Origin of the sequence: Segatella sinensis, from assembly GCF_040095255.1 — a bacterium.
Taxonomy (GTDB): Bacteria; Bacteroidota; Bacteroidia; order Bacteroidales; family Bacteroidaceae; genus Prevotella; species Prevotella sinensis.
Genome location: NZ_JBBNGE010000058.1, coordinates 1 through 17,615 on the forward strand (window position 1 = coordinate 1; position 17,615 = coordinate 17,615).

Annotated in this window: 16 protein-coding genes and 6 tRNA genes; 8 read left to right on the top strand and 14 right to left on the bottom strand. The window is 43.6% G+C overall.

Annotated features, from left to right (window positions below; genetic code table 11):
* Positions 1-515: 515 nt before the first annotated feature.
* The 5 genes from AAAT87_RS12985 (at position 516) to AAAT87_RS13005 (ending at position 4,325) form a co-directional block, all read left to right on the top strand.
* Positions 516-1,037, top strand: a complete 522-nt coding sequence (locus tag AAAT87_RS12985) for a ferritin (RefSeq protein ID WP_134843744.1) — start codon at positions 516-518, stop codon at positions 1,035-1,037.
* Between the two features lie 213 nt (positions 1,038-1,250).
* Positions 1,251-1,571 (top strand): nucleotidyltransferase domain-containing protein, encoded by a 321-nt coding sequence (locus AAAT87_RS12990; RefSeq protein WP_349226637.1) that lies wholly within the window; start codon positions 1,251-1,253, stop codon positions 1,569-1,571.
* Positions 1,572-1,921: 350 nt separating this feature from the next.
* A complete protein-coding gene (locus tag AAAT87_RS12995) occupies positions 1,922-2,527 on the top strand; it encodes an HU family DNA-binding protein (RefSeq protein WP_287561323.1) in 606 nt (201 codons plus the stop codon).
* Positions 2,528-2,614: 87 nt separating this feature from the next.
* Positions 2,615-3,460: an N-acetylmuramic acid 6-phosphate etherase gene (locus AAAT87_RS13000; RefSeq protein WP_349226638.1), complete on the top strand. Its 846-nt coding sequence runs from the start codon at positions 2,615-2,617 to the stop codon at positions 3,458-3,460.
* A 70-nt stretch (positions 3,461-3,530) separates the two neighbouring features.
* The gene (locus tag AAAT87_RS13005; RefSeq protein WP_349226639.1) at positions 3,531-4,325 is read left to right on the top strand and encodes an SDR family NAD(P)-dependent oxidoreductase; all 795 of its coding nucleotides are present in this window, start codon (positions 3,531-3,533) and stop codon (positions 4,323-4,325) included.
* A gap of 5 nt (positions 4,326-4,330) precedes the next feature.
* Here the strand turns inward: AAAT87_RS13005 and AAAT87_RS13010 are convergent, their stop codons facing one another.
* From AAAT87_RS13010 to nspC, 12 genes are all read right to left on the bottom strand, one after another.
* Entirely contained in the window at positions 4,331-5,476 is a 1,146-nt protein-coding gene (locus tag AAAT87_RS13010) for an esterase-like activity of phytase family protein (protein ID WP_349226640.1), read from the bottom strand.
* Entirely contained in the window at positions 5,463-6,098 is a 636-nt protein-coding gene (locus tag AAAT87_RS13015) for a 4'-phosphopantetheinyl transferase superfamily protein (RefSeq protein WP_349226641.1), read from the bottom strand. The genes AAAT87_RS13010 and AAAT87_RS13015 overlap by 14 nt, the downstream gene beginning before the upstream one ends.
* Positions 6,099-6,137: 39 nt before the next feature.
* Positions 6,138-7,484 (bottom strand): gliding motility-associated protein GldE, encoded by a 1,347-nt coding sequence (gene gldE / locus AAAT87_RS13020; RefSeq protein WP_296971740.1) that lies wholly within the window; start codon positions 7,482-7,484, stop codon positions 6,138-6,140.
* A 16-nt stretch (positions 7,485-7,500) separates the two neighbouring features.
* Entirely contained in the window at positions 7,501-7,917 is a 417-nt protein-coding gene (locus tag AAAT87_RS13025; protein WP_118311961.1) for a single-stranded DNA-binding protein, read from the bottom strand.
* A gap of 21 nt (positions 7,918-7,938) precedes the next feature.
* The gene (locus AAAT87_RS13030) at positions 7,939-8,475 is read right to left on the bottom strand and encodes a hypothetical protein (protein ID WP_089544503.1); all 537 of its coding nucleotides are present in this window, start codon (positions 8,473-8,475) and stop codon (positions 7,939-7,941) included.
* 34 nt (positions 8,476-8,509) lie between these two features.
* Positions 8,510-8,582 (bottom strand) — tRNA-Gly (locus tag AAAT87_RS13035).
* A gap of 21 nt (positions 8,583-8,603) precedes the next feature.
* Positions 8,604-8,690: transfer RNA gene (locus AAAT87_RS13040), tRNA-Leu, on the bottom strand.
* Between the two features lie 28 nt (positions 8,691-8,718).
* A tRNA-Leu gene (locus AAAT87_RS13045) sits at positions 8,719-8,800 on the bottom strand.
* A gap of 40 nt (positions 8,801-8,840) precedes the next feature.
* A tRNA-Gly gene (locus tag AAAT87_RS13050) sits at positions 8,841-8,916 on the bottom strand.
* A gap of 18 nt (positions 8,917-8,934) precedes the next feature.
* Positions 8,935-9,018: transfer RNA gene (locus AAAT87_RS13055), tRNA-Leu, on the bottom strand.
* A gap of 54 nt (positions 9,019-9,072) precedes the next feature.
* Positions 9,073-9,145, bottom strand: a tRNA-Gly gene (locus AAAT87_RS13060).
* Positions 9,146-9,347: 202 nt separating this feature from the next.
* The gene (gene nspC, locus AAAT87_RS13065) at positions 9,348-10,523 is read right to left on the bottom strand and encodes a carboxynorspermidine decarboxylase (protein WP_298529305.1); all 1,176 of its coding nucleotides are present in this window, start codon (positions 10,521-10,523) and stop codon (positions 9,348-9,350) included.
* Between the two features lie 107 nt (positions 10,524-10,630).
* Between nspC and AAAT87_RS13070 the strand changes: the two genes are divergently transcribed.
* The gene (locus AAAT87_RS13070) at positions 10,631-11,239 is read left to right on the top strand and encodes a beta/alpha barrel domain-containing protein (RefSeq protein ID WP_089544501.1); all 609 of its coding nucleotides are present in this window, start codon (positions 10,631-10,633) and stop codon (positions 11,237-11,239) included.
* Positions 11,240-11,316: 77 nt separating this feature from the next.
* The gene (locus tag AAAT87_RS13075) at positions 11,317-12,255 is read left to right on the top strand and encodes a ribose-phosphate pyrophosphokinase (RefSeq protein WP_295025075.1); all 939 of its coding nucleotides are present in this window, start codon (positions 11,317-11,319) and stop codon (positions 12,253-12,255) included.
* 231 nt (positions 12,256-12,486) lie between these two features.
* Here the strand turns inward: AAAT87_RS13075 and glgP are convergent, their stop codons facing one another.
* The gene (gene glgP, locus AAAT87_RS13080; RefSeq protein ID WP_295025076.1) at positions 12,487-15,045 is read right to left on the bottom strand and encodes an alpha-glucan family phosphorylase; all 2,559 of its coding nucleotides are present in this window, start codon (positions 15,043-15,045) and stop codon (positions 12,487-12,489) included.
* An 81-nt stretch (positions 15,046-15,126) separates the two neighbouring features.
* Positions 15,127-16,785 (bottom strand): glycogen/starch synthase, encoded by a 1,659-nt coding sequence (locus AAAT87_RS13085; protein WP_295025077.1) that lies wholly within the window; start codon positions 16,783-16,785, stop codon positions 15,127-15,129.
* A 134-nt stretch (positions 16,786-16,919) separates the two neighbouring features.
* On the opposite strand from AAAT87_RS13085, the gene AAAT87_RS13090 reads away from it, so the two are divergent.
* Positions 16,920-17,342: a hypothetical protein gene (locus AAAT87_RS13090; protein ID WP_427866575.1), complete on the top strand. Its 423-nt coding sequence runs from the start codon at positions 16,920-16,922 to the stop codon at positions 17,340-17,342.
* The last annotated feature ends 273 nt before the right edge of the window (positions 17,343-17,615 follow it).

Below are 17,615 nucleotides of genomic sequence, written 5' to 3' on the forward strand. Positions count from 1 at the left end.
GGTGAAATTTATCTTTCTTGGTATTACCATGAACAAAATTATCACCTCGATGAGTATTTTCTCGAAACTTTTTGTTAACTTTGCAGCCGAATCATCAACTGCATCTTTAAAGATATCCATATATTGGTCAAGTCCTGTATTCATGTAATATTGTATTTGTCGTAATCTACAAAGTTACTGAAAATCAGCGACTTGACCAACTTTTTATAGTTAAGTTTTCATAAGCATTTCTTAATATAAGTTATTGATTTACAGACGATTAAATGTTAATTTAACGCAGTATTGCTCTATGGTATTGTTTTATTATAGATAATTAACTCAACTTTCGCGTGTACGAAAGTTGAGTAACCATACTTTCAGAAATTGAATCCTCCAAGATTAAAATTTTCTTAATATTTTTTGTCATTTCAAATAAAAGCCGTAACTTTGCAATGTGCTTGTAAGAAAAGGCAAAGAATTGCCATTCTTCATATATGGTACAAACAAAAAGTCTAACCCATTAAATTTAGAAAACCATGCTAAATAAGAAAGTAGAAGAGGCGCTCAACGCCCAGATTAATGCAGAGATGTGGTCAGCTTACCTATATTTGTCTATGGCGGCATATTGCCATGCCAACGGCAACCCAGGTATGGGTAACTGGTTCCAGGTTCAGTTTCAGGAGGAGCAAGACCATGCCAAGATTATGTTCAATTATATCATCCAGCGTGGCGGTCACGTGGAATTGAAGGCTATAGATGCCGTTCCTACCACATGGGAGAATCCATTGGATGTCTTCGAGTCAACCTTGGCACACGAGCAGAAGGTTACCTCCCTCATCAACAACCTCTTCGCTCTCACTACCCAGGAGAATGACTATGCCACACAGAGCATGCTCAAGTGGTTTGTAGATGAGCAGGTGGAGGAAGAAGAGAACGCCCAGAACATCATCGACAACCTTCGCATGATCAAGGACAACGGCTATGGTCTATACATGCTCGACAAGGAGCTTGGCGCAAGAGTCTATACCCAGGCAGCGCCATTGGCCAACAAGGCGTAAAATGACTGAACTTTCGCATATGGGGAAGTTAAGTGAAGTTAGGGAAGTTAGAAGGAAGTTAAGGGACAAATGTCCTACGTTTTACGCTAGAAGACTATTGTCCCTTAACTTCCCGAACGACCGTAGGGAGTGATAACTTCTTTAACTTCAATCAATTCCCTCACTTGCGAAACTTGAATAAAATGAGTATATAAATTTGCGGTGAAATAGTGAATGATTGCGTATGAAGAAGAACCAAATTATAGAAGCGATGCACAACAATTGTATGAGATAGACCCTCACGCAAAGGCTATCCTTTTCGGTTCTCGCGCCAGAGGTACAGAACACGAAGGAAGCGATTGGGACATTCTTATTCTTCTCGACAAGCCAAAGGTCACTCTGCAAGATTACGACAAGTATTCCTATCCACTAAGAGAATTAGGATGGGATATTGATGAAACTATCAATCCTGTCCTATTCTCACAAAAAGAATGGGAAGAAAACCGTCATACCTTATTTAATCATAATGTAACAAAGGAAGGGATTGTAATATGATAAAGGGAGTTACAAAAATTACTGCACAACAGCCGCTTTACGAGCGCACAACACGTGGCAGATAACCGCACAACAGCTGATGTGCGATTGCATAACAGCTGTTGTGCGGCTGACGATACTATCTCTTTCGACAACTATTCCTATCTTTTCCAACAACTTATCCTATCTTTTCCAACAACTTTTTCTGTCATTTCAAACCGCCAATCACAGTATTTCCAAATTCTATCTGTATTTCTTTCCTCTTTTCTTCTTGATTCTCAGAATAATTGTTTATCTTTGCGACGTCAACCAGACAATAACGGGTGATAACAAGAAAATTTTATTCTTGCTGACATAAAACTGAGAAAACTATGGCTATAAAATATGAAATACATTATCTTCCCAATGCTGGAGGAAATGAAGAGACACGCCGATTCGCCCATATCTTTGAGCAACCTGCGATGACAGACAAGCAGATGATAGAACGAATAGCCCAACATAGCTGTTTGGGAAAGGGAGAAGTGGCTACTGTCTTCATGCAACTGCGTGACATTATCGAAGAAGACCTGCAGGATGGAAAGCGTATCAACATCCCGGAAATCGGATACCTCTCACTCTCGGTAAATCTGGATATGGATGAACTGAAGCCTGACAGCAAGGTGAGAGCCGACTACGTTAGCGTAAGGGGCATAAAGTTTCGCCCCAATGAAGACCTGCTGAAACAGGTGAAGCATCATACTCATTTCGAGAAATCGCAATATACTTCCCGCTCCTACCCTTTCTCTGAAGATACCTTGAAGGAGAAAATAAGAGAGTATATGAAAGACCATCGCTCCATCAACCGCAGAACCCTGGAAATGGAATTTCATATCCGCAAACAGACTGCACTCAACTGGTTGAAGCAACTGGAAAAATCCGGTTTCCTGATTAAAGAAGGTTCACGCAATGCTCCGGTTTATTTCCTGGCAGAAGAATAGAAACCTGCATCAGGATTATCGGCTATAGCCATAGGAAATAGCCTGAAATCAAGCTTTTCGTAATCTACAACCAAAAGATAAAATAATATGCCAAATAAAGAAGAAAAAAGAATAACAGAGCAGAGCTCGCTCTACGAACATCTGGAAAAGATGAGCGTAGCTGAACTCACCGCTCATATCAATGAAGAAAACAAGAAGGTGGCTCTGGCAATAGAAGAAGCATTACCCGCCATCAACCAACTGATTTCCGCCATCGAAGGGCAGCTGAAGAAGGGCGGAAGACTCTTCTATGCCGGTTGCGGAACAGGCGGAAGACTGGCTACGCTCGATACCATCGAGGTGCAGAACACCTATGGCATCGACGGTTCGCAGATACAAGCCATCTTCCCCGGAGGCATCGGCTGCCTTACACAAACCAGGGAATCAAGAGAAGACGACCTGGAGAATGGCTGGCATCAGCTCTGCGACAAGCATATCTCAAAGCATGATTTCGTGCTGGGCTTCTCGGCAAGCGGCACAACCCCATTCGTGCTTTCCATCTTGCAGCATTGCAAGGAGGCAGGTATTCCTACGGGTTGCATCGTCAACAATCCCCACGCTCCCATCGCCCAGGCTGCAGATTATCCTGTAGAGGTCATCACGGGACCGGAGTTCGTAACGGGAAGTACCCGTATGAAAGCCGGATCATCGCAGAAGATGATTCTGGATATGATCAGTACTTCTCTCCAGATTCGACAAGGACGGGTGGAAGGCAACAAGATGGTGAACGCCAAGCTTATCAATCATAAACTCATCGACCGCGCCTGCCGTATCTTCATGGAACGCAATCCGGAATATACGGATTACGAGGAAGTGAAGCTGCTGATTCTGAAAGCAGGAAGCGTGAAGAAGGCGGAAGACCTGCTGAAGAGTAAAAGCGATTTAGATGTTTAGATAGTGTTAGACAAGACTTCATCTTTATAAAATAGGAATATCGAGACTTCACCTTATATAATAGAACTATATGGCAAAGAAAGCAATTGTAATGGGTGCCACATCGGGCATCGGAATGGAAGTGGCCAAACTGCTTGCTGCAAAAGGATGGCAGGTGGGAATCGCCGGAAGAAGAATCGAAAGATTGCAGGCGCTGATTTCGCAGGGCGGCATTACCTGCTACCAGCAAATAGACGTGACTTCTCCCGATGCTCCTGCCCAACTTCTCGAACTCATCGATAAATTGGGAGGCATGGATCTCTACTTCCATAGTTCCGGCATTGGCTGGCAGAACAACTCGCTGGATATAGAAAAGGAAATGAAGACCCTAGAAACCAACGGCTTGGGATTCACGAGAATGGTGGATACTGCATTCAACTGGTTTGCCGCCCAGTCTTCTACTCCAACCAATAAGAGTGAACTTTCTGTTCCTGAAAGTAAGAAGAAGGCAAACCATGCCTATCAGAATTTCCGCATTGCCTGCATCACTTCCATCGCCGGAACCAAAGGTCTCGGTGCTGCTCCTGCTTACTCTGCCACCAAGCGATTCCAGAACCATTATCTGGAATGCCTGTCGCAGCAAGCACGGATGCGTCATCTCCCCATCGCCATCACAGATATCCGACCAGGTTTCGTAAAGACCAACCTCATCGCAGGCAGCAGCAATCCGCTGCAGCTCAAATCGGAAGACGTGGCGAAACATATCGTGAATGCTATCGAAAACGGAAAGGAAGTTAAGGTGATAGACTGGAGATATGATATCCTCGTCTTCCTCTGGCGACTCATTCCTAGATGGTTATGGACGAGATTGAGAATTACGTCATAACAACTTTATTCCTTTCTGATGACAATCGTCTTGAACCAGTCTTTCAATACTCCAGCATATTGATCCTGCGAATCAGACAGCAGGATGACAACCTGGGAACCATCTTCCAGCATAGGACCAAGACACATACCTTCGTAATTGGCAAAGGAACGCTTGGAAAGAGACAAGCCGGTTTTCCATTCCGTGAGCAATCTCTTTTTCAAGAAAGGAGTATCTGATGAAAACTTCTCTTTCATAGAAAATACCTCAGAATTCAAAGGATTAATCAGATAGAGCTTGCACTTGCAGAAAGCACCTATCTTGATCTTAGGAATAAATGCCTCACGCTCCAGAACCAGAAGCTGCCCATCGGGCAAGACGCAAAGCTCACTCACACCCATCACATAGATATCTGCTTTCTTATGGGTAGAAGGTTGATCCATCTGATAGGCATAGGTCATCATATAACGAGAGTCTTTCTTGCTACTCACTTGCTCGCTATACTCTTCCTTGTTACTATCTTCCTTCATCTTTCCCCAATTAAGCCTCATCAAACGAAGCCGATTGGCCAATCCGTTTTGAGGAGTAGCAGGCTGTCCGTCCTTGCGGAGCGTGCTCTCAGATATCGTCCAGAGATACTGATGGACGGGATCAAAAGCCAGAGACTCAAAATTATAATTGGGATAAAAATCAGAAGAAGACCATCTGCTTTCCCAAAGGTTCTGCTGATAGCCAATCTTGGCAGCATCTGCCGAAGTAGGCAGAATAGGAAACTCCTTTAAACGGCAATATCCTTCACTTGCTATCATCAAGGTAGAATCAGAAACCTTCACGATGGCTTCATGGTCAAATCCCTTCTCCAGCCCCAGCCAAGGCTTGCCGTCGTTCAGAGTTCCATCTGTTCTCTCGGTAAAACCCAGGTTCTCTACCCGTTCCAGTTCGCCGGTCTTGGGATTCACCTGAATTCGGAAGTTGAAATACAGAGCACTATCCGACTTGTCGCTTACCACCGCATAGATATCATCATGCAGATGAGCAATGCCACTGTAGTTACCCGCAGCCACGGTTTTCGGAAAAGCCTTTTGGGAATTCTCTCTCACGACTTTCCAATCCTGTGCTCCAGCCAACAGACTGAATGCCAGGAAGATGGTCAGGATACTACAACGCAGCATAGGTAAGAACAAACTCCATGGTTAATTCGAAATCCACATGCGCCGTCTTTCTGCTCTTGAGATTCTCCACATCACACGACCAGTCTGCCATCGTATCAAATGGCTTTACCCGCATATCCTCAAACATCAGTTTTTCCTCTGAGAATAACTTGAAGACCGTTTCCTTGGCACACCAATGCACCAGCTTGGCATCCAGATCTTCCGCCTTCTCATCCTTTCGCAGGAATTTGGAAGCGATGCGCTCTACCCTATCGCTGAAGTATTCGATATCTACCGCCACTTCCTGATTCTTGGAAAGGATAAGCGCAGCATAACCCTTGGTATGCGAAACGCTGATATGATAACCACGGAACAATGGCTTTCCAGCCTCGTTGTGGGTAATGTCACCCGCATGAGAAAGCAAGCCCTTGGGAGCTCCGTTCGTCTTGAGCATCTCATACATTAATGCACGAATGGCAAGAAACTCCAGTTTCCTGCCATCGTTCTTATATTTCTCTTCCATCTGGGAACGGTAAGCCTGCAGAAGAGGATATGCTTCAAACAACTGTTCTACAGTCTCATCCATCTGCCACAAGCCCAGACTCACTCCCGGATAAACTTCTCGTATATTGACAACTGCCATACTATATAATCAAAATATTACAAATATAAGGAGGATGAACTACCTGGAAGAATTCTCCTCTTCGTTTCTTACCGGATGTACCGTCACCTTGATCTTGCTGATGCGGCGCTCCTCGATATTCATCACCTCAAAAGTATAGTTCTTATAATCTATCTTCTCGTGCATGCTTGGGAAATCACCCTTGATTTCCAAGAGCAGACCAGCCAGGGAATCAGCATCGCCCTCAACCTCCTCGAACTCTTCGTCATCTACATTCAGAATCTTGCAGAAGTCTGAAAGCAAGGTCTTGCCTTCGAAGATAAATGTATTATAATTTAATTTCGAATAGAACTTCTCCTCCTCATCATATTCATCATTGATCTCGCCAACGATTTCCTCCAGGATATCCTCCAGGGTAACGATACCGGAAGTACCGCCAAACTCATCTACCACAATGGCGATATGAACCTTATTCTCCTGGAACTCGCGAAGCAGATCATCTATCTTCTTGGTTTCAGGAACGAAGTAAGGAGGACGGATCAGACTCTGCCAACGGAAGTTGGATGCCTTTGAAAGATGTGGTAATAAGTCCTTGATATACAATACACCACGAATATTATCCGTATTATCCTGATATACCGGAATACGACTATAGTTGTTCTCTACAATACACTTCAACACCTCAGGATAGGTGCTGCGAATATCCAGGTCAACGATGTTCTGACGGGTGGTCATCACCTCCTTGGCTGTTTCATCACCAAATCGGATGATACCCTTCAGCATATTCTGTTCGTCCTTGATATCTTCCTTGTCGGTGAGTTCCAGAGCCTGTTCCAAATCATCCACACTCAGGACATGATTTTCTTTCTGTATAATCTTTTCAGCAACGATTCCACTCTTCAACAGTACATTCTCCAATGCCCAGAACACCTTGCGTGCAAACATAATGCCGCCCACACATCTACGGCAAAACTTGAGAGGATCCTGTCGGGCATAAACCTTAGGCATAATCTCTCCGAAGAGCAAAAGTAAGAATGTAAGGATTACGGTGATGATAAGGAACTGAAGCCAATAGGCTTTAGGACCAAACTCCACGATTCCGGCAAAAACATAGTTGAGGAGCATGATAATGGTGACATTCACAAAGTTATTGGTTATCAGTATGGTAGCCAATGTACGTTCTGAATCCTCACGCAACATCTGAATTTTCTTGTCACAGTCAGTTTTCTCGTCCTCCAGTTCCGCAATATCCGCTGGTGATAAACTAAAAAAAGCGATTTCGGAACCACTGGCAAAAGCTGACATACCAAGCAGGATAGCTGCCAATATAGCAGCTACAAAAACACCAGTAGATGGCTGCAAGAGCAGCACATCACTAAAAGCATCCGTTATGGTCGATATATCCAATTTCTGAGCTTAAAATTTAAAATGGTAAATCTTTGTTCTCAGTAGTCTCTGCAGGAGATGGAGTAGAAGATGAAGCAGGAGCTGAAGTTGGAGCTGAAGCTCCCGACCGCGAGGTCAGCATCTCCATATTATCAACGTATATCTCTGTGATATTATGTCGCTTACCCTGCTTGTCATCATAGAGTCGATAGCGGATCCGGCCTTCCACATAGAGTCGGTCGCCCTTGTGTACATACTTCTCCACCACCTTTGCAAGACCACGGAAGAACACGAGGTTATGCCAATCGGTATGATCTGGTACTTGCATACCATTAGCCAGGGTGTAACCTTTCTCCGTTGTCGCAAAAGACACTTGAGCTACCGCCTGATCTGCATCATAATAATGCACAACAGGTTCCTTGCCCACATTACCAATCAACATTACCTTATTCATAGTTTTCTAATAATTATCTTTTTACTTCCACATTCCCAGATAGCGGAAATGGAAATTCTTACCCTTAGCTGAAGGGAACTGACTACGAGAGTCAACTCTCTCCTTCAAGTGCTCTACAATACGAGTGTAGCAATCCAACCCCGACATAGCCTTTACATGAGCCACGAAATGAGTATCTCGGTATTCAAACTTTCCCGTAGCAGGCACCATCACAACACGCTTGAAATCCAAAGATCCCTCGTACCAGCCAGCCAACTCCTGTGTAAGATTCAGCATCACAGGATTCTCCTGACGTTCTGCAGGTGCAGACGAACGCAAGGCCTTCTTATCCTTGAAATCCTGCATCGTAGCAGCAGCCGTCTTGATAACTATGAAATAAATACGAGGACGAACTTTATAACGTTTAGGATAGCAAACATCGCTAGCGGCGTAATCTCTAATATCAGCCTCTAGCTCAGCATCCATACCAATTTCCGGGATACCTTTCAAAAAATCTATTGCTTCATCGACATTATTTACTAATGTCTCCTGATCAAAATATCTTAAATATAAATTCATAATAGGTATGTTTCTCTATTTTCAAATAGAATAGAGCGGAAAACGGGACTCGGACCCGCGACCCCAACCTTGGCAAGGTTGTGCTCTACCAACTGAGCTATTTCCGCCTAATAAAAAAAATATCAAAATGGTGAAGAGGAGGAGACTCGAACTCCCACGACACAATTGTCACTACCCCCTCAAAGTAGCGCGTCTACCAATTCCGCCACCTCTCCAACATTTAGATGCCATTTTGAACATCAGTGCCCAAGACAGGACTCGAACCTGCACGTTGTGAAACACACGCACCTGAAACGTGCGCGTCTACCAATTCCGCCACTTGGGCTCAAAATACATATCCTCATTTAACTAGGTACGTAAAAGAATGGAGCGGAAAACGGGACTCGGACCCGCGACCCCAACCTTGGCAAGGTTGTGCTCTACCAACTGAGCTATTTCCGCTTGTACAACTTCAAGAAGTGAAGAGGAGGAGACTCGAACTCCCACGACACAATTGTCACTACCCCCTCAAAGTAGCGCGTCTACCAATTCCGCCACCTCTCCATTACCTTGAAATTCCATACCTAATACAGAATGACATATTGTCCAAAATGTTCGAGCGGAAAACGGGACTCGGACCCGCGACCCCAACCTTGGCAAGGTTGTGCTCTACCAACTGAGCTATTTCCGCTTATTTCCTAACTTTCATAGGAGCGTTCCTCTGAATGCGAGTGCAAAAGTACTACATTTTTTTGAACCCACCAAATTTTTCAGCGTTTTTTTTATAAAAAATGCACATTTTTCTTCAATTTAGGGGAAAAACGTGCATTTTTAGGCGTATTTCAAGCATTATTCGTCCATTTTAGGGACAAACTTCATCAATTTCCCAGTCATCAATCCATCCTATCGCGATAGTCCTCATATCCAAATTCGCGCAAAATTTCCAAATTTCCGTCCAAATTTACGATTCCGATAGCCGGATGAGTGATGCCATTAAAGGTATTTGTCTTCACTGTGGTGTAGTGGAGCATGTCTTCAAAGATGACATTTTCGCCAATTTCCAGTTCATGATCGAATTTCCAGTACCCCATGAAGTCACCACTCAGGCAACTATTGCCACCTATTCTATATATATGTTCGCCCTCCGGAGCCTTCATCGGGTCTTCAACCTCCAAAGTTTCAGCATTTCTCACTGCCGGCATATATGGCATTTCGAGACAATCTGGCATATGGCAGGTAAAACTGGCGTTGATAATCGCAGTCTTGATACCTTTATCTTCTACCACATCTACTACCTGGGTTACCAACGGACCGGTTTGCCATCCAAAGGCACTACCAGGCTCCAGGATAACCTTCAGATGAGGATAACGGGCATGAAATCCCTTTAATATATTAATAAGGTGTAAAACATCATAATCCTTGCGAGTCATCAAGTGGCCACCTCCAAAGTTAATCCACTTCAACTGCGGAAACCATTTAGCAAACTTTTCCTCGATATGTGCCAATGTGCGTTCAAAGACATCCGCCCCACTCTCGCAATGGCAATGACAATGGAATCCCTCTATGTCGGAAGGCAAGGTTTCCGGCAACTTATCTGCCGATACGCCAAATCTGGTTCCCGGAGCACATGGATTATACAATAAGGTCTCCACCTCAGAATATTCAGGATTCACTCTCAATCCGTACTTGATTTCCGGATTTACCAATCGGGCACGCTCATGATAACGCTCATACTGAGAAAGCGAGTTGAACGAAAGATGACTCGAACAGCGGGCTATCTCATCAATCTCATAATCCGTATAAGCCGGCGAAAATGTATGCGCCGGACTTCCAAACTTCTCGAAAGCCAGTTTCGCCTCACTCAAAGAACTCGCCGTAGTAGAATGGATGTACTCTCTGAAAATCGGAAAAGTCTTCCACAGGGCATAAGCCTTGAAGGCAAGAATAATCTCCACATCGGCACGTTCTGCCACACTTTTGATAAGACTCAGGTTGCGTCTCAGTCTCTCCTCCTCCAAAACATAAATTGGGGTGTGAATCTCACAAAAAGTCGATAAATTTACTCTCATTTCTTGATAAATATTAATTTTATGGTACAAAGATAGCTTTTTATCCCGATATAATTGCAGGATTGCGAAATTTTTAATACTTTTGCAGTATAAAATGCATTTTGACAATGAAATTAGCAATAATGACCAAGTCCACATTCTTTGTGGAGGAAGATAAGATACTCACCTCGCTGTTCGACGAGGGGATGGACAACCTGCATCTCTTCAAGCCAGGTTCATCGCCCATATACTCTGAGCGCTTGCTCACTTTATTGCCAGAAGACTACCGACGCAAGGTTACGGTTCACGACCATTATTACCTCAAGCAGGAATACGACTTGGCGGGAATACACATCGATGATCCTCTTGCTCCTGTCCCTGATGGCTACAAGGGCAAATACAGCCGCACCTGTACTGACCTATTAAAGCTGAAGGAGATGAAGAAGAAGTCAAACTATGTTTTTCTGAAAAACATATTCGACTGCATCGAATTCAAAGACGAGAAATCCTCATTCTCTACACAGCAGTTAGAGATGGCTGCGAAGGCTGGTCTCATAGACAAAAAGGTATACGCCCTGGGAGGCATGAGCCTGGAAAATCTCAAAATGGCCAAAGACCTGGGATTTGGAGGCGTGGTAATCTGCGGAGACATCTGGAACCGCTTTGATATCCATAATGAGACTGACTTCAAGGAGCTGATTCAGCATTTCGAAAGACTGAGAAAAGCTATCAGCTAAAAACCAATTCGCAATGATTCATATATATATCATCTAGAATAATACATAACTATTAATACACGTAAACACTAAAGGAAATGAGTGACAAGAACTCTTATTTGGTATTCTCAGGTACTAACTCGAGATACCTTGCAGAGAAAATCTGCGCTAGTTTAGGTTGCCCACTGGGTAATTTGGTAGTAACCAAGTTTTCTGATGGTGAGTTTGGCGTTTCTTTCGAGGAATCTATCCGCGGTCGCGACGTATTCCTCGTGCAGAGTACCTTCCCTAATTCAGACAACTTGATGGAGTTACTTTTGATGATCGATGCTGCCAAACGTGCATCAGCTCGCCACATCATCGCTGTTGTGCCTTACTTCGGTTGGGCTCGTCAGGACCGTAAGGACAAGCCACGTGTCAGCATCGGTGCCAAATTGGTTGCCGACTTGCTTAGCGTTGCCGGAATTGACCGCCTCATCACCATGGACCTCCATGCAGACCAGATTCAGGGCTTCTTCGATGTTCCAGTAGATCACCTCTATGCTTCTGGCGTTATCCTGCCATACCTGCAGAGCTTGCACCTCAAGGATATGGTAATTGCTTCTCCAGACGTAGGCGGTTCTAAACGTGCCAACACTTATGCCAAATACTTCGGTTGCCCTCTCGTACTTTGCAACAAGACTCGTGCTCGCGCAAATGTAGTTGCCAGCATGCAGATCATTGGTGATGTAAAGGACAAGAACGTAGTCATCATCGATGACATGGTTGATACCGCAGGTACTATCACAAAGGCTGCTGATATTATGAAGCAGGCTGGTGCCAAGACTGTTCGCGCTTGTGCTTCTCACTGCGTAATGAGTGGTCCTGCTTCGGAACGCGTACAGCATTCTGCTCTCGAGGAGATTGTTTTCACAGATTCAATCCCTTACACCAAGCGTTGCGACAAGGTTAAGCAGCTCACCATCGCGGATATGTTTGCTGAGACTATCCGCCGCGTAGAGGATAACGAGAGTATTTCTTCTCAGTATCTCGTATAAAAATTCCCACATTATTATATATAAACAAAAAAAGGAGCCTTCCCTACTCTTCTTGAGCGGGAAGGCTCCTTTTCTTTTGTTTATTTTCTGATTCTTCTTCTATTTTCTGATTACAAATAATACCCGGTTTTCTTTCTAATCCGAGAAAAGAAACAAAAAAAATCCTGCACCTCTATGCGAGCTGCAGGATTCATTATATTTATATGATGCGAATAGAAATCCGCTATCCTATTAGTCCAACCACTTAACGTAGCAGAAGTCCTGACGATGTGGCAACTTCTCATTCTTAGGATACATACGAACGCCTGTCTTGAATGAACCAGCATTGATTGGCTCAATCTCAGCCTCGAATGTAAAGTTGTTGCCCTCATGACCAACCATCTTGAATGGATAAACAGCATAGATCTGCTTACCATTCTCTGGCTGATCCTTCAATACAACAAGCTCCAAGCCTACTGCATCGTTCAACCCCTGCTCATCAATAACATACTGAACCTTGATCTTCTGACCTGTCTCAGCAGCCATCAACTTGCTGTCATCCTTAGATACTACGTGGATACCATCCCAACGCTCAGCAACGCTTTCCTTCCAGAGTGCAATCTCCTTAGCCAAAGCATTGTCGTTAGCGCTCAACTTCTTGAAGCGGGCAGCCTCCTTGTTGTAGAACTTATCATAGTAGTCATCCAACTGACGCTTCATTGTATAGTGAGGAGCGATAGTAGCGATAGAGTTCTTTACTACCTGAATCCACTCCTTGCTGAAGCCTTCCTTGTTCTTGTTGTAGTACATTGGGATGATGTCGTTCTCCAAGAGGTTGTAGATAGTAGCAGCATCGAGTTGATCCTGGTAACCCTGGTTCTGGTATGTACGCTTCTCAGGAAGAGCCCAACCAGCACCCTCGCGGTAACCTTCTACCCACCAACCATCAAGTACAGAGAGGTTGACAACACCGTTCATCTCAGCCTTCTCGCCAGATGTACCAGAAGCCTCCAATGGACGTGTAGGAGTATTCATCCAGATATCAACACCTGAAACCAGGCGACGAGCCAAAGTCATATCGTAGTCCTCGAGGAAGATAATCTTGCCAAGGAACTCAGGACGCTGGCTGATTTCGAAGATCTTCTTGATCAAGCCCTGACCTGCACCATCTGCAGGGTGAGCCTTACCTGAGAAGAAGAACAATACTGGGTGCTCTGGATCGTTAACAATCTTAGACAAGCGCTCCAAGTCAGTGAAGAGCAAGTGAGCACGCTTGTAAGTAGCGAAACGACGGCAGAAACCGATCATCAGAGCGTTAGGATTGATACGCTCGAGCAAAGATACTACACGAGCAGGATCACCCTGGTTCTTCAACCATGTCTGTGTGAACTTCTCACGGATATAAGCTACGAGCTTCTTCTTCAATGTCATACGGGTATTCCAGATTTCTGCATCTGAAACATTGTAGATGGCATGCCAGATTTCCTCGTTGCTCTGGTCGTTCATGAAGTTCTTGTCGAAATATGTATCATAGAGCTTACGCCACTCTGTTGCTGTCCAAGTTGGGAAGTGAACACCATTGGTTACATAACCTACGTGGTTCTCCTCTGGGAAATAACCCTTCCAGATGTTAGAGAACATCTGCTGGCTTACCCAACCGTGAAGCTTACTTACACCATTAACCTCCTGGCAAGTGTTGCAAGCGAATGTAGAGAGGCAGAAACGCTCGTTGTGATCGTCTGCGTTCTCACGACCCATACCGATGAACTCATCCCAAGAGATACCAAGGCGCTGTGGATAGCCACCCATGTACTTACCGAAGAGAGCCTCGTCGAAGTAGTCATGACCAGCTGGCACTGGAGTGTGAACAGTATAGAGAGAAGAAGCGCGAACCAACTCGAGAGCCTGGTTGAAGTTCAAGCCATCCTCCTCAATGTAATCGCAGAGACGCTGCAGGTTGCAGAGAGCAGCATGACCCTCGTTGCAGTGATAAATATCTTTCTTGATACCAAGTTTCTTCAATGTCAGGATACCGCCGATACCCAACAGGATTTCCTGCTTCAGGCGATTCTCCCAGTCACCACCATAGAGAGAGTGAGTGATAGGACGGTCGAACTCTGAGTTCATATCATTATCTGTATCCAGGAGATACAACTTGATACGACCTACGTTCATCTGCCATACATAAGCGTGAACCTGATAGTTCATATAAGGTACATCGATGACAACAGGGTTGCCATTCTCATCCAGAACACGCTCCAAAGGGAGAGAATTGAAGTTCTGAGCATCATAATTGGCAATCTGCTGACCATCCATGCTCAAAGACTGCTTGAAATAACCATATCTGTAGAGGAAACCAACGCCACACATATCCACGTTGCTGTCAGAAGCCTCCTTCATATAGTCACCAGCAAGCATACCGAGACCACCAGAGTAGATTTTAACCACCTGGTTGATACCATACTCCATGCAGAAGTATGCTACAGAAGGACGCTTTGAGTTTGGCTTCACATCCATATACTCACGGAACATCTTGTAGACGTTCTTAACCTTAGCCATTGTCTCCTTATCCTTAACAATGGCCTCCTTACGATCGTAGCTCAAACGCTCCAAAAGCAATACTGGGTTAGCGTTGCATTTCTCGTACAAATCAGCATCGAGACTCTTAAACAAGTCACGACCCTCATAGTTCCATGCCCACCACATATTGTGAGCAATCTCGTCCAAGCACTTCAATTCCTTCGGAAGGCTAGACTTAATAGTAGTCTCCTTCCATTGAGGAGCATTAGCATAGTCTGCTTTAATTTTCATTGTGTTTCGATTTATATTAAACTATTTATATCTCATTAATTACATCGTGATTTCTCACTATTAAGAGAGAGAGAATTCTTATTACTTCATACGGTCCTCTGCCTTACGCAATGCGAAGTCATAGGCATCGTAATAATACTCGATGAAATGCTTCCACAATGCCTTTTCAGAGAGTTTCTCGGCATTCTTGCGGCACTTGTTCACTTGAGTCTTGGTCATACCAGAGTATTTGGCTACAGTATCCTTGATAGCATCAGCTACCTCTGAATAATTGTAGTCGGTACGCTTAATTACCTTCACACCATCCTCTATCTCGCTATAACTTCCCTTCTCTGAGTTCGCCCAAAGACCAAAGCCAGCCAAGTCGGTGGTGATACATGGCACCTTGAATGCAACAGCCTCCAATGGAGTATAACCCCATGGTTCATAATAAGAAGGATAGATGCAGAGGTCATTACCCAAAACGACATCATAATAACTCTTGTTGATGACACCATCATCGCTAGTCAAATAGCAAGGCAAGAATATCAACTTAACCTTGTCTTCCTTGTTATTATGCATATTGAAGTACTTCAACATACCCAAGACATTGTCATGACTCATATTATGCAGCCAATGGGTAATCTCTGGAACTTCAAGTGGAGTATCAAACTTCTTTCCACTTTCCAAACGCTCAAGAAGATCCTGACGTGGATCACCAACCCAACCAGGTACATCGATGAATGCCAAAACATTCTTCTTCAAATTGCTATCGCGAAGCAAACGGTTCATCGCCTCGATATAGACATCAATGCCCTTGTTGCGGAACTCGTATCGACCACTGGTGGAAACAATAAGTGTATCATCGTCCAAGTCGGTACCCATCAATGCATTAGCTACATCGAGCAAACGCTTTCTTGCCTCCTTACGTTTCTTAGTGAATGTAGAAGCTTTAGGTACAAAACTATTATCAAATCCGTTAGGTAATACAAAGTCAACAGGCTTATCCAAGAGTTCCTTACACTCATTGGCTGTAATATCACTTACCGTAGTAAAGCAATCAACATACTTTGCGGTTTGCTTTTCAATTGAATGTTTGCTCTGCATATTGAGCTCCTGTGCCATCTGATCGCCATTATAGGCAAAAAGATAGTCATAGAGAGGCTTATTATTACCTGCAATACTGCGACCAATGCTAGTAGCATGTGTAGTAAATACAGTAGCAACTTCTGGCAAATGCTTATTCACATAGAGCACGCCAAGACCGGTCATCCATTCATTTCCATGATAAATAACCTTCTTACCCTTGCCCACAACATGCTTATAGAAACTTTCTACAACCAATGCAGCAGCATAAGAGAACATGGATGCCTCATCATAATCACCATAAGCATGAAGACTATCCACTTGATAATCATTCCAAAGCTGGCCATAGATTTGGTCTTTCTGTTCAAAATAAGGTTGGAAATCTACCAAGACTGCCACAGGCTCGCCAGGGATTTGCCATCTACCTACCTTTACATTCAAGCCCTCTTTAAGAGCTTCTGTTTTCCACTCCGCATAAAGCGTATCATCCTCAGAGAAATAAGGATTTACCTTCTCTCCCCAACAATCAGGACCAATAAATATGAGTCGGTCCTGTAACTTTTCCGTAAGAGTCAGAGCTCGTGTCGACAAAACAGTGTATATACCACCAACTTTGTTACACACTTCCCAGCTAGACTCAAATATATAATCTGGAAATAATCTGTTCTTTTCCATATAAATATCAATAAAACACCGCAAAGATAGGTAAATATTTGCAAAAAAACAAATATATCTCATTAAAATCATAAAAAAAATAACGTTTTCTTGATTTAAATGAATAACTTTGTGCAGTTAATAGAATTTTATATATGAAAAGAAGATTTTTAATAACATTATTGTGCCTTATCAGCATAGTATGCATGGCACAAAACGATAGTACTTTATTCAAAGGCAAACTGACTAACAAGGAGTTGAACGTCTATATGAGCATCGACTTCTATCACAAGAATCTCAAAGTTCAGGGGCAGGAAGTATTTGGAGAGATGCCTGGTTACTTTGGAGATAGACTGGATAGCAGAAAATGGCTGATCACTGATGCGGATGTAGATGGCAAGATAGCTCACCTCTCCATTATTAATGATTATGGAAGCGAAGATCTTGTGGCTGACCTAGTTTTACTCTCAGATGGCACTTACGAGCTCCAGCAAAAAGAAGGAAGCAGCATCAAGATTGCGCGAAATCGTAAATGGGTTAAAATTCCTAAGAATTTGGTATTCATCAAGGAGAATTAATACCCAAGAGAAAATGGAATATACTTATACCTAAAGAGCAAAATTGTTGCGTTTTTTTAAGGCTCATATTTTTCATATTTTCAGGCAATCATACAGTTCACCAAAAATACGAGAAATATGAGCCTCTTTATTATGTTAAATAGAAGGTGAATAAACAAAAAACCTCGATTACAGGACGTAATCGAGGTTAAAATAAATAAAAGAAGGCGGCTACCTACTCTCCCGCATTGCATTGCAGTACCATCGGCGCAAGTGAGCTTAACTTCTCTGTTC

What these genes read in the sequence shown, in the direction of transcription:
- AAAT87_RS12985 (WP_134843744.1), top strand. Translation starts at nt 516, where the DNA reads ATGCTAAATAAGAAAGTAGAAGAGGCGCTCAACGCCCAGATTAATGCA.
- AAAT87_RS12990 (WP_349226637.1), top strand. Translation starts at nt 1,251, where the DNA reads ATGATTGCGTATGAAGAAGAACCAAATTATAGAAGCGATGCACAACAA.
- AAAT87_RS12995 (WP_287561323.1), top strand. Translation starts at nt 1,922, where the DNA reads ATGGCTATAAAATATGAAATACATTATCTTCCCAATGCTGGAGGAAAT.
- AAAT87_RS13000 (WP_349226638.1), top strand. Translation starts at nt 2,615, where the DNA reads ATGCCAAATAAAGAAGAAAAAAGAATAACAGAGCAGAGCTCGCTCTAC.
- AAAT87_RS13005 (WP_349226639.1), top strand. Translation starts at nt 3,531, where the DNA reads ATGGCAAAGAAAGCAATTGTAATGGGTGCCACATCGGGCATCGGAATG.
- AAAT87_RS13010 (WP_349226640.1), bottom strand. Translation starts at nt 5,476, where the DNA reads ATGCTGCGTTGTAGTATCCTGACCATCTTCCTGGCATTCAGTCTGTTG.
- AAAT87_RS13015 (WP_349226641.1), bottom strand. Translation starts at nt 6,098, where the DNA reads ATGGCAGTTGTCAATATACGAGAAGTTTATCCGGGAGTGAGTCTGGGC.
- AAAT87_RS13025 (WP_118311961.1), bottom strand. Translation starts at nt 7,917, where the DNA reads ATGAATAAGGTAATGTTGATTGGTAATGTGGGCAAGGAACCTGTTGTG.
- AAAT87_RS13030 (WP_089544503.1), bottom strand. Translation starts at nt 8,475, where the DNA reads ATGAATTTATATTTAAGATATTTTGATCAGGAGACATTAGTAAATAAT.
- nspC (WP_298529305.1), bottom strand. Translation starts at nt 10,523, where the DNA reads ATGAGAGTAAATTTATCGACTTTTTGTGAGATTCACACCCCAATTTAT.
- AAAT87_RS13070 (WP_089544501.1), top strand. Translation starts at nt 10,631, where the DNA reads ATGAAATTAGCAATAATGACCAAGTCCACATTCTTTGTGGAGGAAGAT.
- AAAT87_RS13075 (WP_295025075.1), top strand. Translation starts at nt 11,317, where the DNA reads ATGAGTGACAAGAACTCTTATTTGGTATTCTCAGGTACTAACTCGAGA.
- glgP (WP_295025076.1), bottom strand. Translation starts at nt 15,045, where the DNA reads ATGAAAATTAAAGCAGACTATGCTAATGCTCCTCAATGGAAGGAGACT.
- AAAT87_RS13085 (WP_295025077.1), bottom strand. Translation starts at nt 16,785, where the DNA reads ATGGAAAAGAACAGATTATTTCCAGATTATATATTTGAGTCTAGCTGG.
- AAAT87_RS13090 (WP_427866575.1), top strand. Translation starts at nt 16,920, where the DNA reads ATGAAAAGAAGATTTTTAATAACATTATTGTGCCTTATCAGCATAGTA.